Here is a 13,298-nt window from a genome sequence, read left to right on the forward strand (position 1 = left end):
GGATCAGACGAGGTCGAGACCGTCGTCGACGGGAGCGGTCGCGCGGCTCGACCAGGGACGCGGCAGGCGGCGGCGGTTCGCCAGCGCGAGGCGGATGGCGGCGTCGTGGCGCATGAAGTAGACGGCCGAGGCGATGACGCCGAGCCCGACCACGAGCCCGCTCGCGGCCAGGGCCCAGCGGGCGCCGAAGGCCTCCGCGAGCCAGCCGATGACGGGCGCCCCCAGGGGCACGCTGCCCAGGAAGACCATGAGGTAGAGCGACGCGACGCGTCCGCGCATCGCCGGGTCGGTCGACATCTGGATCAGGGCGTTGGCGGTCGTGACCGCGGTCAGCACCGACAGCCCCACGAGGGGCAGGACGGCCGCGTAGGTCACGTAGGTCGGCATCACGGCCGACAGCACCTGCACGGCGGCGAACAGCAGGGCCGCGCCGACGATGAAGCGGAGCCGTGGGGAGGGGCGACGAGCGGCGAGCAGGGCCCCCGCCAGCGAGCCGATCGCCATGATCGAGCCGAGCAGCCCGAACTCCCCCGCGCCCTTGCCGAACTCCTCGGTCGCCATGAGGGCGCTCGTGACGGCGAAGTTCATCCCGAAGGAGCCGAGGAAGAACACGCACGAGAACAGCAGCACCAGGTCGGGCCGCGACCGCACGTACCGGACGCCGGCCCGCACCGCGCCACGTCGGTCGCCCGTGAGCGGTGCCGGGTGCAGCCGGGCCGGGTCCATGAGCTGCAGCGCGAGGAACACGAAGCCGTAGCTCAGCGCGTTCGCGAGGATGACCCAGCCGGTCGCGTCGACGCCCGAGCCGAACGCCGCGATCAGCACGCCGGCCAGCGCCGGGCCGACGAGGCGTCCGGAGTTGAAGGAGGCGGAGTTCAGGGACACCGCGTTGCTGAGGTGCTCCTGTCCCACCATCTCGGCCACGAACGACTGACGGGCGGGGGCCTCCAGCGCACGCGCGGCTCCGAACAGGGTCGTCAGCACGTACACGTGCCACACCTGCACCACGCCCGTGATCGCGAGCAGGCCGAGCAGGGCCGAGGGCACCGCCATGCCGAGCTGCAGCCAGCGCATCAGCGTGCGCTTCGCAACGCGGTCGGCCAGCACGCCGGCGAACGGCGAGAGCACGAGCGACGGGAGGAGCTGGAGCGCGATCGTGAGGCCGAGCGCCGCTCCGCTGCCCGTGAGCTGCAGCACGAGCCAGGCCTGTGCGGTGCTCTGCAACCAGGTGCCGACGTTCGACAGCAGCGCACCCGAGGCGTAGATCCGGTAGTTGCGGACCTGGAGGGAGGTGAAGGTGCCCGGGCGGGGTGCGGTCGTGGTGCCGCCGCGCCTCACGACTCGGCCAGACGCGTGAGGATGCGCGCCGCCTCCGTCAGGACCTCGCGGTCGGTGGGGTCGAGCTCCTGGAGCCGCAGGTAGAGCCAGGCGTCGCGCCGCTCGCGCTCCTCGGAGAGCACCTTCTCGCCCAGCTCGGAGACGCTGACGACGACCTGGCGGCCGTCGTCGGGGTGCGGGGCGCGGTCGGTCATCCCGAGCTCGGCGAGGCTGCTGAGGGTGCGGGTGATCGAGGGCGGACTGACCTTCTCGTGCGCGGCCAGGGCACCGGGCGTCGTGGGTCCGGTCGAGCGCAACGAGCCCAGGACCGACAGCTGCGTGGGCGTCAGCTCGGAGTGTCGCTCCTGCCGGAGCCGCCGGTTCAGCCGCGCGACCGCCAACGCGATCTCCTGAGCAGTGGCGGGCATGTCATGAGCCTAGTTCATTAACCATGCAAACCAAAATCCCCTCCCCCTCCCCACGGGGCGGTGAGATAGGGACCTGTCCCGCGGGCCAGCGGTGAGATAGGGACCTGTCGTGGGCTCCGACACGTCCCTATCTCACCGCCGCCGGGGTCGACACGTCCCTAACTCACCGCCCGGGGGCGGGGTCAGGAGAAGGAGCCCTGGATCTGCCGGACGGTCTCGTCGGCGAGCTTGGCGACGGGACGACGCAGGACCAGGCCGGCGATCCACCCCCAGGACCTCGGGAAGTCGAAGACGGCGCGATAGTGCACGAGCGTGCGGTCGCCGTCGCGCGTGAAGGTCAGGTGGTCGGTCGCCGTGGTGCCACCGTTGACCCCGCGACACACGAAGTGGGTCGGCCGGTCGTGCGCGATCGTCTCGTAGTCCAGCTCGACCGTGCGCCCCATGAACGTCGACCGGTTGCGGTAGGTCGTGCCCAGGCCACCGTCGCCCGACGTCCGCCGGGTCCACACCGTGCCCGGGTCCCAGACCTGCGTGTTCTCGAAGTCGGCGAGGAAGTCGAAGACCTCCTCGACCGGGCGGTCCACCACGAAGCTGCGCTCGACGTCCATGCCTCCACGGTAGGGCGCAGGCGGGATCGCGGCTCGCCAGCCATCCCGCCCGTCCACTGAGTCAGCCGGCGTCGGCACCCTCGCGCTGGCGCGCACGGTAGGCCGCCGCGGCGACCCGGTTGCCGCACGCGATGCTGCAGAAGCGCCGCGACCGGTTGCGGGACAGGTCGACCACGACCCCCTCGCACTCCGGATCCTCGCACCGGGAGAGCCGCGACATCTCGTCGGCCCGGATCACGTCGATCATCGCCATCGCGGTCTCGACCAGGATGCGCTCGGCGAACGGGCGCTCCTCCCCCACGGCGTGCACGTGCCAGTCGAACCCGTCGTGCCGCGTGAGCTGCGGCAGCGCGCTGCCCTCACGCAGCATCTCGTTGACGAGGTCTACCGCGTCGTCGCGGGACGCGAGCAGCACCTCACGCAGTCGCGGCCGGAGGGCCCGCACCCGCCGGAGCTCGAGGGCGTCGTGCCGGCGCGAGCCGGTGTAGCGGTTCTCGGTCGCGAAGGCGTCGAGCTCGTCGACCGACGTCAGCGTGTCCGGATCGAGGGCGCTGTTCGCCAGCCACACGGCGGCCACGAGCACCTGCTCCACGTCATGGGCAAAGACCATGTTGACACCTTACGCCATCCGACCGTAGCGTCATGCCCCATGACCGCCTTGACTCATGACGACGCCCTGAGCGGCCCCCACGGGCCGACCGCCTCGCCCCGTCTCGCCGCCGGTCTGCTCCTCGCCCTCGTCAGCGCCACCGCCTTCGGCACCTCCGGCGCCCTGGCACGCGGCCTCATCGAGTCCGGCTGGTCCCCCGCCGCGGCCGTCACGCTGCGCATCCTGGTCGCGGCCGCCGTGCTCCTCGTCCCCGTGGCGTGGAGCCTGCGCGGTCGCTGGCACACCCTCCTGCAGAACGCACGCCTCGTGACCGCCTACGGCGTCGGAGCCGTCGCCGGGGCCCAGCTCTGCTACTTCCAGGCGATCGCGCGCATGGACGTCGGCATGGCACTGCTGATCGAGTACACCGCTCCCGTCGCCGTCGTGGTCTGGCTCTGGATCCGCCGTGGCGAGCGCCCCGGACCGTTGACCCTGGCGGGCGCCGTGGTGGCCGCCCTCGGCCTGGTGCTCGTGCTCGACCTGCTGTCCGGCGGCGAGCTCGACCCGATCGGCGTGCTCTGGGCGCTCGGCGCGATGGTCGGCGCCGCCTCGTACTTCCTGCTCAGCGCCGACGAGAGCTCGGGCCTGCCGCCGCTCGCCCTCGTGGGTGGCGGCCTCGTCGTCGCCGGCACCCTGCTCGGCCTGGCCTGCCTGGTCGGCGTGCTGCCGTGGGCCGCGACGACGGCCGACGTCACCTACACGGTGGGCACGGTGCCCTGGTGGGTCCCGCTCCTCGCGCTCGGCGTGATCGCCGGTGCCGTCTCGTACCTCACCGGAGTGGCCGCCGCGCGTCGCCTCGGCTCGCGCCTGGCCTCCTTCGTCGCCCTGACGGAGGTGCTCATGGCCCTCGTCTTCGCGGCCCTGCTGCTCGACCAGGTGCCCACCGCCGTGCAGCTGCTCGGGGCCCTGGCCGTGCTGACCGGCGTCGTGCTCGTGAAGCTGGGAGAGCCCCGGCCCCCGATCACGCCCGCGGAGGGTGGATCGCTGGCCGGGGCTCTCCCGGTCGCCGGTTCGTGAACCGGCTCGGCGTGCTTCCGATCAGCTGCCGACGGCCTGGCGGGACAGCGCGCCCAGCAGGTCGCGGTTCAACCGGCTGATGACGTCGAGCGGGATGCCCTTGGGGCAGGCCGCCGTGCACTCACCGATGTTGGTGCAGCCGCCGAAGCCCTCGGCGTCGTGCTGCTCGACCATGCCGAGCACGCGCGAGTCACGCTCGGGCTGACCCTGCGGCAGCAGGCCCAGGTGCGTGATCTTGGACGCGGTGAACAGCATCGCCGAGCCGTTGGGGCACGCCGCGACGCAGGCGCCGCAGCCGATGCACGTGGCGGCCTCGAACGCGTGGTCGGCGTCGGCCTTCGGCACGGGGATGTTGTTGGCCTCGACCGCGGCACCCGTGGGGGCGCTGATGTAGCCGCCGGCCTGGATGATGCGGTCGAACGAGCCACGGTCGACGACGAGGTCCTTGACGACCGGGAAGGCACCCGCACGCCACGGCTCGATGTCGATCGTGTCGCCGTCCTTGAACGTGCGCATGTGCAGCTGGCAGGTCGTGGTGACCTCCGGGCCGTGCGGGATGCCGTTGATCACGACGCCGCAGGTGCCGCAGATGCCCTCACGGCAGTCCGAGTCGAACGCGACCGGGTCCTCGCCGTCGATCGTCAGCTTCTCGTTCAGGACGTCGAGCATCTCCAGGAAGGACATGTGCTCGTCGACCGACTCGAGCGGGTACGTGACCATCGAGCCCTTCGCGTCGGCATCCTTCTGGCGCCAGATGTTGACGGTGATCTTCATCGGTAGCTCTCCATCACTTGTAAGACCGGGCCTTCATCTCGACGTACTCGTACTCGAGCGGTTCCTTGTGCAGGATCGGGGTCTGCCCGTCGCCGTCGGTGTCGTACTCCCACGCCGAGACGTAGGCGAACTGGTCGTCGTGGCGCATGGCCTCGCCGTCCTCGGTCTGGCTCTCGGCGCGGAAGTGGCCGCCGCAGGACTCGGCGCGGTTGAGCGCGTCGATGCACATCAGCTCACCGAGCTCGAGGAAGTCGGCCACGCGGCCGGCCCGCTCGAGGGTCTGGTTGAGCTCCTCGTTGACGCCCGTGACCTTGACGTTGGTCCAGAACTCGTTCTTGAGCTCGCGGATCAGGCCCACGGCCTTCGTCAGGCCCTCGGCCGTGCGCTCCATGCCGCAGTACTCCCACATGATGTGGCCGAGCTCCTTGTGGATGGAGTCGACCGTGCGGGTGCCGTCGATCTCGAGCAGCTTCGTGATGCGCGCCTCGACCTCCTGGCGCGCCTCCACGACGCGCGGGTGGTCGTCGGCGATCTTCTCGAACGGGCTGGCGGCCAGGTAGTCGGCCAGCGTGTTCGGCAGGACGAAGTAGCCGTCGGCCAGGCCCTGCATCAGCGCCGAGGCACCGAGGCGGTTGGCGCCGTGGTCGGAGAAGTTCGCCTCGCCCGCGCAGAACAGGCCCGTGATGTTGGTCTGCAGGTCGTAGTCGACCCACAGGCCGCCCATGACGTAGTGCACGGCCGGGTAGATGCGCATCGGCTCGGAGTACGGGTCCTCACCCGTGATCCGGGCGTACATGTCGAAGAGGTTGCCGTACTTGGCCTCGACCGCCGGGCGGCCCAGACGCTCGATCGCGTCGGCGAAGTCGAGGTAGACACCCAGGCCACCGGGGCCCACGCCCTTGCCGTCGTCGCACTGGTACTTCGCGGCGCGCGAGGCGATGTCGCGGGGCACCAGGTTGCCGAACGAGGGGTAGATGCGCTCCAGGTAGTAGTCGCGCTCGTCCTCGGGGATCTGCGAGGCGGGGCGGTCGTCGCCCTCCTTCTTCGGCACCCAGATGCGACCGTCGTTGCGCAGCGACTCCGACATCAGGGTCAGCTTCGACTGGTACTCGCCCGAGACGGGGATGCAGGTCGGGTGGATCTGCGTGTAGCAGGGGTTCGCGAAGTAGGCGCCCTTCTTGTGGGCGCGCCACGTGGCGGTGGTGTTCGAGCCCATCGCGTTGGTCGACAGGAAGAACACGTTGCCGTAGCCGCCGGTGGCGAGCACGACCGCGTCGGCCGTGTGGGTCTCGATCTCACCGGTGACCATGTCGCGCACGACGATGCCGCGAGCGCGCTCGACGCCGTCGGCATCGGGCACGAGGATGACCTCGAGCATCTCGTGGCGCGTGTTCATCTCGACCGTGCCGGCGCCGATCTGGCGCTCGAGCGCCTGGTAGGCGCCGATCAGCAGCTGCTGACCCGTCTGACCGCGGGCGTAGAACGTGCGCGAGACCTGGACGCCGCCGAACGAGCGGTTGTCGAGCAGGCCGCCGTACTCGCGGGCGAAGGGCACGCCCTGCGCGACGCACTGGTCGATGATGTTCACCGAGACCTGCGCGAGGCGGTAGACGTTCGACTCGCGCGAGCGGAAGTCGCCGCCCTTCACGGTGTCGTAGAAGAGGCGGTAGATGCTGTCGCCGTCGTTGCGGTAGTTCTTGGCCGCGTTGATGCCGCCCTGGGCGGCGATCGAGTGGGCGCGGCGCGGGCTGTCCTGGTAGCAGAAGCTGACGACCTGGTAGCCGGCCTCGCCGAGCGTGGCGGCCGCCGAGGCGCCGGCCAGGCCGGTGCCGACGACGATGACCTTGATCTTGCGGCGGTTGGCCGGGTTGACCAGCTTGGCGTTGAACTTGCGGTCGTCCCAGCGGCGCTCGATCGGGCCGGTCGGGGCAGCCGCGTCGCGGATGTCGTCGCCGACGACGTGGAACTCGCCGGGTGCGGGGGTGGTGGTGGTCACGGCGTTCAGGCCTCCAGTCCGAGGAAGATCGCCCACGGCGGCAGCAGGAAGCCGATGACGATGACGAGCGTCACGACGACGGCGATGCCGGTGAGGCGGGAGTCGATGCGGGTCGCGCTGCGGTTGCCGCCGAGCGAGGTGAGCGCGCTCCAGATGCCGTGCCACAGGTGCAGGCCGACCGCGAGCATCGCGACGGTGTAGCCGACCGTGACGTACCAGATCTCGAAGCCGTTCACGACGCGGTCGTACGGGCTGTCGGAGGCGCCGCCGGGCGTCACGACCTGCGCCGTGAGGTGCAGCAGGTGGTAGACGATGAACGCCAGGATCACGACACCGCCCCAGCGCAGGGTGAACGAGGCGTAGCTGCGCTGGATGCCCGTCCGGTTCTGCTTGGAGTGGTAGCGCTTGCCACCGGCGTAGCCGGCGGCGCGGCGGTTGCGGATCGTCAGCACGACGACCGCGTAGATGTGCACCAGGATCGCGGCGAGGAGCACCACGCGCACGATCCAGAGCAGACCCTCGTAGGGCAGCATGGGCTCACCGAAGGTGCGCAGGTGGTGGGCGTACTCGTCGAACGCCTCCTGGCCCGCGAAGACCTTCAGGTTGCCGTACATGTGCAGGAGCAGGTACCCGATCATGATCAGACCGGACACTGCCATCGAGTACTTGAGCGCCACCGTCGACCGCGTCGCGGGCGTGCGCTTCGTCGGAGCAGAAGTCACCACGGGGCCACAGTAAGCCGGTTCCACGATTCTGTCGCAGTCTGACTGAGGCTCACTTTCATAGACGACGGGCATGCAAGACTGGTGACGTGCAGATCCAGCAGCTCCGGTACTTCGTGACGGTCGCCCAGACCCGGCACTTCACCCGCGCCGCCGAGCTCACGGGCGTCTCCCAGCCCAGCATGTCCAAGCAGATCCGGGTGCTCGAGAACTCGCTCGGCACCCCGCTGTTCGTGCGCAACCGCGGGGCGATCGAGCTCACGAGCGCGGGCGAGGCCCTGCTCCCCCACGCCGAGCGCATCATCATCGACGTCGAGGCCGCCGAGGAGTCGGTGCGCGAGGTGGCCGGGCTGCGCCGCGGACGCGTGCGCCTCGGCGCGACGCCCTCGCTGTGCGACGGCGTGCTGCCCGAGGTGCTGACGGCGTTCCACCGGCGCCACCCCGGCATCGACCTGGAGGTGCACGAGTCCGGGTCGCGGCTGCTGATGCGGGAGCTGGCGCGCGGGCGGCTCGACCTGGCGCTCAACATCGTCTCGGCCGAGACCGAGCACGAGGACCTCGTCACGACCGAGCTGCTGACCGAGCAGCTCGTGCTCGTGGGTCCGCCGCACCACGACCTCGCGACCGAGGTCCGGGTCAGCGACCTGCGCGAGGTGCCGCTCGTGATGGCACGCGAGGGCTACGACCTGCGCGAGCGCACCAACGCGGCGTGCCGCCAGGCGGGGTTCGAGCCGCGCATCGCGGTCGAGGGCGGCGAGATGAGCGCCGTGCTCCGGTTCGTCGAGGCCGGCCTGGGGCACGCGATCGTGCCGCAGATGGTCGTCTCGACCCGCCCCCAGCTGACCGTGGCCCGGCTCGCTCCCGCGCTCACCCGCACCATCGGGATCTCGCACCGGCCGGAGGAGGCCCTCTCCCTCGCTGCCCGCGCCTTCCGCGACGAGCTCGTCCAACAGCTCGGCTGACGCGGCTCGACCAACGGAGGCTCAGCCCAGGGGGAACCTCGTGTCGACGTGCCAGCCGCCGCCGTCGTGGCAGAACAGCACGAACTCGTGCACCTGGAACTCCGCGGAGAAGCCCGCGAGCTCGGCGCAGGCGTGGTCGAGCGACGGGGCGTCGAGGTGGTGCGCGACGGTCACGTGCGGGTGGAAGGGGAACTCGGGCTCGCCGGCCGCCAGCCCCTCGCGCACGTCGGCGGCGAGGCGCGACGTCTCCTCGCTGCCGTCGGCGACCGCCACGAACGCGACGGGCGAGACGGGGTGGAACGTGTCGGTGCCGTCGAGGCGCATCGTGAACGGTCGGTGCGACGGACCGATCGCGGCGAGCGCGGCGCGCACCGTCTCGATCTCCGCCGTCGACGCGGACGTCGGCGGCACGAGCGTGACGTGCGTCGGCACGAGCTCTCCCTCTGGATCACCGAACTCGCAGCGCTTGCCCCGCAGGTGGGAGGCGTGGGGCTCCGGCACCGCGATCGCGACCCCGTAGGTCGTCCCGCCCGTCGACTGCCCCACCGTCGTCATGCCGGGCGGACGAAGCCGGAGCGCTCGTAGACGAGCTCGAGGGTGGGAGCCGCGACCTCGCGGGCGCGCGCGGCGCCGGCGGCGAGGACGCGGTCGAGCTCGCCCTTGTCGTCCAGCAGCTCACGGGTGCGGTCGCCGAACGCTCCGACGAAGTCGGCCAGGAGGTCACCGAGCGCCACCTTGAGGTGGCCGTACTGCTGACCCTCGTACTCCGCGACCACGTCGTCGATCGTGCGACCGGTGAGCGCCGAGTAGATCGAGAGCAGGTTGGCGATGCCCGGCTTCGTGGCCGGGTCGTAGACGATCTCGGACCCGGAGTCGGTGACCGCCGACCGCACCTTCTTGGCGACCTGCTTCGGGGTGTCGGTCAGGTCGACGACGCCCGCGTGGGAGGCGTTGGAGCCGCTCATCTTCGACGTCGGGTCCTGCAGGTCGTAGATCTTCGCGGTCGCCTTCACGATGTGCGCCTCCGGCACCGTGAACGTCTCGCCGAAGCGGTGGTTGAACCGCTGCGCGAGGTTGCGGGTCAGCTCGACGTGCTGGCGCTGGTCCTCGCCCACCGGGACCTTGTCGGCCTGGTAGACGAGGATGTCGGCCGCCATGAGGATCGGGTAGGTGAACAGGCCGACGCTGGCGTTGTCGGTGCCGCTGCGGGACGACTTGTCCTTGAACTGCGTCATGCGGCCGGCCTCGCCGAAGCCCGTGATGCCGTTCAGCACCCACGCGAGCTGCGCGTGCTCGGGCACATGGCTCTGCACGAACAGGGCGCTGCGCTCGGGGTCGACCCCCGAGGCCAGCATCTGGGCGGCCGCGACGTACGTCCGCTCCCGCAGGAGCGCCGGGTCGTAGTCGACCGTGATCGCGTGCAGGTCGGGGATGAAGTAGAACGCCTCGAACTCGTCCTGGAGCGCGACCCACTGCCGGAAGGCACCGAAGTAGTTGCCCAGGTGGTACGAGTCAGCGGTCGGCTGAGCACCGGACAGCGCACGCGGCCGTCGATCGGAGCGCTCTGTGCCAGACCGAGAGGGGGAAGCGTCGGACATGGCCAGCATCATGCCAGCACGCCTGGGGACGGCATCCACGCCCCGGCCCGCCTCCTCGCCTAGGCTCGACCAGTGGTGAACACGGTGGCGGGCGCAGCGGTCGGGATCAAGCAGTGGCACGTGCCCGGTCGGGTCAACCTGATCGGTGAGCACCTCGACCACAACGGTGGCTTGACGCTCCCGTTCGCGATCGACCGCGGCACGACCGTCAAGGTCCGGCGCCGCGACGACGACCGCGTCGCCGTGTGGAGCGGCGGCGAGCGGGCCGACTTCGCCACCTCCGTCGTGCCGGGCGAGGTCGACGGCTGGGCGGCCTACGTCGCCGGGGTGGTCTGGGCGCTCGGCCAGGCGGGCCACCGCGTGCCCGGGGCCGACGTCGTCGTGGAGTCGACCCTGCCCCAGGGCGCCGGGCTGGCGTCGTCGGCCGCTCTCACGTGCGGCGTCGCGCTCGGGCTCGCCGACGTCGCAGGACTCGGACTCGACCGCGCCGTCGTCGCCGCCGTCGCGCAGCACGCCGAGAGCGGGTTCGTGGGCGTCCCGGTCGGACGCATGGACCAGCTCGCCGTCCTGCTCGGCCAGGCCGGGCACGCCGTGCTGATCGACCACCGCCCCGACCCGCCGACCACCACCGACGTCGTGCTCGACCCGGGAGCCGACGGGCTCGCGCTGGCACTCATCGACACGCGGGTGCACCACGCGCTCGCGGCAGGCGAGTACGCGGCACGCCGGGAGGAGTGCGGCGCTGCTGCGGCCGAGCTGGGCCTCGAGCACCTGGCGGCCGCCCCCGTCGACGCGGTCTTCCGCCTGAGCGACCCGACGCTGGTCAAGCGCACCCGCCACGTCATCACCGAGACCACCCGCGTGCGCGGCGCGGTCAAGGCGCTGAGCATCGGGGCCTGGTCGCAGCTCGGCGGGATGCTCACGTCGTCGCACGAGTCGCTGCGCGACGACTTCGAGGTGAGCTGCCCCGAGCTGGACCTCGCGGTCGAGGTCGCGCTCGAGCACGGCGCGCTCGGGGCACGGCTGACGGGCGGAGGCTTCGGGGGCAGCGTGGTCGCCCTGGTGCCCGCCGACCGCGCGGCCGCCATGGCCACCGCCGTCAAGGAGGCCTTCGTCGGTCGCACGTGGGCCGCGCCGGTCGTGGCTCCGGTCCGGCCCTCCGCTGGTGCCAGACTGGTCCCGTGACTTCCAGCCCCGGCCACCGCCGCATCGCCTACCAGGGCGAGCCCGGAGCCAACTCCCACATCGTCTGCCAGCAGCACTACCCCGAGCTCGAGGCCATCGCCTGCGCCTCGTTCGAGGACGTGTTCGCGGCGGTGCGCTCGGGCGAGGCCGACCTGGCGATGATCCCGATCGACAACACGATCGCGGGCCGGGTGGCCGACATCCACCACTTCCTGCCCGACTCGGGGCTCCACATCGTCGCGGAGCACTTCCTGCGCATCCAGTTCCACCTGATGGCGGTGCCGGGCGCCAGCCTGGAGTCGATCCGCACGGTGCACAGCCACGTGCACGCGCTCGGTCAGTGCCGTCGCATCATCGGCCGGCTCGGCCTCACGACCGTGATCTCGGGCGACACCGCCGGCGCGGCCCGTGAGATCGCGGACGCCGCCGACCCCACGCAGGCGGCGATCGCCCCGCCGCTGGCTGCCGACATCTACGGCCTCGAGGTGCTCGCGTCCGACGTCGAGGACGAGGACCACAACACGACGCGCTTCGTCGTGCTGTCGCGCGAGGCCGTCGTGCCGGTCGCCGGGTCCGGACCGGTCGTCACGACCTTCGTGTTCAACGTCCGCAACCTCCCGGCGGCGCTGTACAAGGCGCTCGGCGGCTTCGCCACGAACGGCGTCAACATGACGAAGCTCGAGTCGTACATGGTCGGCGGCGCGTTCGCGGCGACCCAGTTCCTCGCCGAGGTCGACGGCCATCCCGACGACCCGGGCCTGGCGCGGGCGCTGGAGGAGCTGACGTTCTTCACGACCGACGTCCGCGTGCTCGGCGTCTACCCCGCCGATGCCTCGCGGGCGACCCGCTGATCCCGGTATGAGCGAGCTCGCCTGGCCGCTGAGCGTGCCGGTCCTCAGCGACGGCACCGTGACGCTACGCGCCCACACCCCTGCCGACCTCGACGCGATGCTCGAGACCGCGACCGATCCCGAGATGGTGCGCTGGACGTCCGTGCCCAACCCGTACGACCGGTCCCACGCCAAGCGCTTCCTGAGCGACGTCGTCGCGGCCGGCTGGGACTCCGGCGCACACCTCATGTGGGCGATCGAGGTGCTCGACGAGAACGGACACAGCCGCTTCGCCGGCGACGTCGCCGTGCGCGGACGCGGCGTCTCCGACATCGGCTTCTCCCTGCACCCCGAGGCCCGCGGCCAGGGCGTGATGACCGCGGCCGTGCGGCTCGCGGTCCAGCACTGCTTCGACTCCGGCTTCAGCGAGGCCGTGCAGTGGAAGGCCCACGTCGGCAACCTCGCGTCTCTGCGCGTCGCCCACGCGTGCGGCTTCCGCCTCATCGCCGAGGTGCCCTCGCTGCTCTTCGAGCGAGGCCGCGCGATCGACGGGTGGCTCGGCGTGCTGACCTTCGGCGACCTGATGTTCGCCCGCCAGCCCTGGCGCGGACGTGAGGTGCTGGACGTCAGGACCCGGTCCGGGCGTGACCTGGTGCTGCGGGAGGCCACCCTCGACGACGTCCCGCGGCTGGCGGAGGCTCTGTCCGACGCCGAGACCCAGCGCTGGCTGGTCGACATGCCTCGCGACGAGGCGGGCACCCGCACGGCCGTGGCCCGGTGGTGGTGGCGCGCTGCGACCGGCCAGGTCGCGACCTGGGTCGTCGCGGACGCCGGCACCGACGACGCACTCGGCGAGATCTGCGTGATGGACCTGCACGGCCTCGACCCCACGAGCGGCGAGATCGGGTACGCCCTGCACCCCGACGCCCGCGGCCACGGGGTGCTGCGGGCGGCGCTGCCCGCCGTGCTCGACCACTCCTTCTCCCCCGCCGGGCTCCGGCGTCGCCGCATCACGGCCGCAGCGGCCGAGGGCAACGAGGCCAGCCTCGCGATCCTGCGGGGGGCCGGATTCGTGCCCACGGGCCGGCAGACCGCGGCCGAGCCGCTCGGCGACGGCACCTATGCCGACCTGCACGAGCTCGAGCTCCTCCGCTGACCGACGCCGCGTGCACCGACGCGTGCTGTGACCAGGACAACTGGTTGCCGATGGCA

General features: G+C 71.5%; 14 protein-coding genes. 5 read left to right on the top strand and 9 right to left on the bottom strand.

Annotated features, from left to right (window positions below):
- Positions 1-3: 3 nt before the first annotated feature.
- The 4 genes from LO931_RS03055 to LO931_RS03070 all read right to left on the bottom strand — a co-directional run bounded on the left by LO931_RS03055 (position 4) and on the right by LO931_RS03070 (position 2,963).
- A complete protein-coding gene (locus LO931_RS03055; RefSeq protein WP_229051748.1) occupies positions 4-1,338 on the bottom strand; it encodes an MFS transporter in 1,335 nt (444 codons plus the stop codon).
- On the bottom strand, positions 1,335-1,745 hold the full coding sequence (locus LO931_RS03060; protein WP_229051749.1) for a MarR family winged helix-turn-helix transcriptional regulator: 411 nt from the start codon (positions 1,743-1,745) through the stop codon (positions 1,335-1,337). Before LO931_RS03060 ends, LO931_RS03055 begins: the two co-directional genes overlap by 4 nt.
- 182 nt (positions 1,746-1,927) lie before the next feature.
- The gene (locus LO931_RS03065) at positions 1,928-2,353 is read right to left on the bottom strand and encodes an SRPBCC family protein (RefSeq protein WP_229051750.1); all 426 of its coding nucleotides are present in this window, start codon (positions 2,351-2,353) and stop codon (positions 1,928-1,930) included.
- A gap of 61 nt (positions 2,354-2,414) precedes the next feature.
- On the bottom strand, positions 2,415-2,963 hold the full coding sequence (locus LO931_RS03070; protein ID WP_229051751.1) for a CGNR zinc finger domain-containing protein: 549 nt from the start codon (positions 2,961-2,963) through the stop codon (positions 2,415-2,417).
- Positions 2,964-3,002: 39 nt separating this feature from the next.
- Here LO931_RS03070 and LO931_RS03075 point away from each other — a divergent pair, with 39 nt between their 5' ends.
- A complete protein-coding gene (locus LO931_RS03075) occupies positions 3,003-4,019 on the top strand; it encodes a DMT family transporter (protein WP_229051752.1) in 1,017 nt (338 codons plus the stop codon).
- Positions 4,020-4,040: 21 nt separating this feature from the next.
- Here LO931_RS03075 and LO931_RS03080 read toward each other — a convergent pair whose 3' ends face one another.
- Genes LO931_RS03080 through LO931_RS03090 form a run of 3 tightly spaced genes read right to left on the bottom strand, consistent with a single transcriptional unit; the run spans position 4,041 to position 7,514 of the window.
- On the bottom strand, positions 4,041-4,793 hold the full coding sequence (locus tag LO931_RS03080; RefSeq protein ID WP_229051753.1) for a succinate dehydrogenase/fumarate reductase iron-sulfur subunit: 753 nt from the start codon (positions 4,791-4,793) through the stop codon (positions 4,041-4,043).
- A 13-nt stretch (positions 4,794-4,806) separates the two neighbouring features.
- Positions 4,807-6,798 carry a fumarate reductase/succinate dehydrogenase flavoprotein subunit gene (locus LO931_RS03085; protein WP_370636087.1) on the bottom strand — a complete coding sequence of 664 codons (1,992 nt, stop codon included), beginning with the start codon at positions 6,796-6,798 and terminating at the stop codon, positions 4,807-4,809.
- On the bottom strand, positions 6,795-7,514 hold the full coding sequence (locus LO931_RS03090; RefSeq protein ID WP_229051754.1) for a succinate dehydrogenase cytochrome b subunit: 720 nt from the start codon (positions 7,512-7,514) through the stop codon (positions 6,795-6,797). Before LO931_RS03090 ends, LO931_RS03085 begins: the two co-directional genes overlap by 4 nt.
- Before the next feature lie 86 nt (positions 7,515-7,600).
- Here LO931_RS03090 and LO931_RS03095 point away from each other — a divergent pair, with 86 nt between their 5' ends.
- Positions 7,601-8,473 carry a LysR family transcriptional regulator gene (locus LO931_RS03095; protein WP_229051755.1) on the top strand — a complete coding sequence of 291 codons (873 nt, stop codon included), beginning with the start codon at positions 7,601-7,603 and terminating at the stop codon, positions 8,471-8,473.
- 21 nt (positions 8,474-8,494) lie between these two features.
- Here LO931_RS03095 and LO931_RS03100 read toward each other — a convergent pair whose 3' ends face one another.
- Together LO931_RS03100 and trpS are read right to left on the bottom strand one after the other, a co-directional pair.
- The gene (locus LO931_RS03100) at positions 8,495-9,028 is read right to left on the bottom strand and encodes a 2'-5' RNA ligase family protein (protein ID WP_229051756.1); all 534 of its coding nucleotides are present in this window, start codon (positions 9,026-9,028) and stop codon (positions 8,495-8,497) included.
- A complete protein-coding gene (trpS, locus tag LO931_RS03105) occupies positions 9,025-10,071 on the bottom strand; it encodes a tryptophan--tRNA ligase (RefSeq protein ID WP_229051757.1) in 1,047 nt (348 codons plus the stop codon). Before trpS ends, LO931_RS03100 begins: the two co-directional genes overlap by 4 nt.
- A 72-nt stretch (positions 10,072-10,143) precedes the next feature.
- Between trpS and galK the strand changes: the two genes are divergently transcribed.
- From galK to LO931_RS03120, 3 genes are read left to right on the top strand one after another with little or no spacing between them, the layout of a single operon-like run.
- Positions 10,144-11,256 carry a galactokinase gene (galK, locus tag LO931_RS03110; protein WP_229051758.1) on the top strand — a complete coding sequence of 371 codons (1,113 nt, stop codon included), beginning with the start codon at positions 10,144-10,146 and terminating at the stop codon, positions 11,254-11,256.
- Positions 11,253-12,107, top strand: a complete 855-nt coding sequence (locus LO931_RS03115; protein WP_229051759.1) for a prephenate dehydratase — start codon at positions 11,253-11,255, stop codon at positions 12,105-12,107. Before galK ends, LO931_RS03115 begins: the two co-directional genes overlap by 4 nt.
- A gap of 7 nt (positions 12,108-12,114) precedes the next feature.
- On the top strand, positions 12,115-13,242 hold the full coding sequence (locus LO931_RS03120; RefSeq protein WP_229051760.1) for a GNAT family N-acetyltransferase: 1,128 nt from the start codon (positions 12,115-12,117) through the stop codon (positions 13,240-13,242).
- Positions 13,243-13,298 lie beyond the last annotated feature (56 nt).

This window comes from Aeromicrobium sp. Leaf350, assembly GCF_916858655.1.
In the GTDB taxonomy this organism is placed as follows: Bacteria; Actinomycetota; Actinomycetes; order Propionibacteriales; family Nocardioidaceae; genus Aeromicrobium.

Bases quoted from the DNA above. Each gene is read 5' to 3' on its own strand.
- LO931_RS03070 (WP_229051751.1), bottom strand. From the start codon at position 2,963: ATGGTCTTTGCCCATGACGTGGAGCAGGTGCTCGTGGCCGCCGTGTGG.
- trpS (WP_229051757.1), bottom strand. From the start codon at position 10,071: ATGTCCGACGCTTCCCCCTCTCGGTCTGGCACAGAGCGCTCCGATCGA.
- LO931_RS03065 (WP_229051750.1), bottom strand. From the start codon at position 2,353: ATGGACGTCGAGCGCAGCTTCGTGGTGGACCGCCCGGTCGAGGAGGTC.
- LO931_RS03060 (WP_229051749.1), bottom strand. From the start codon at position 1,745: ATGCCCGCCACTGCTCAGGAGATCGCGTTGGCGGTCGCGCGGCTGAAC.
- LO931_RS03080 (WP_229051753.1), bottom strand. From the start codon at position 4,793: ATGAAGATCACCGTCAACATCTGGCGCCAGAAGGATGCCGACGCGAAG.
- LO931_RS03120 (WP_229051760.1), top strand. From the start codon at position 12,115: ATGAGCGAGCTCGCCTGGCCGCTGAGCGTGCCGGTCCTCAGCGACGGC.
- LO931_RS03075 (WP_229051752.1), top strand. From the start codon at position 3,003: ATGACCGCCTTGACTCATGACGACGCCCTGAGCGGCCCCCACGGGCCG.
- LO931_RS03100 (WP_229051756.1), bottom strand. From the start codon at position 9,028: ATGACGACGGTGGGGCAGTCGACGGGCGGGACGACCTACGGGGTCGCG.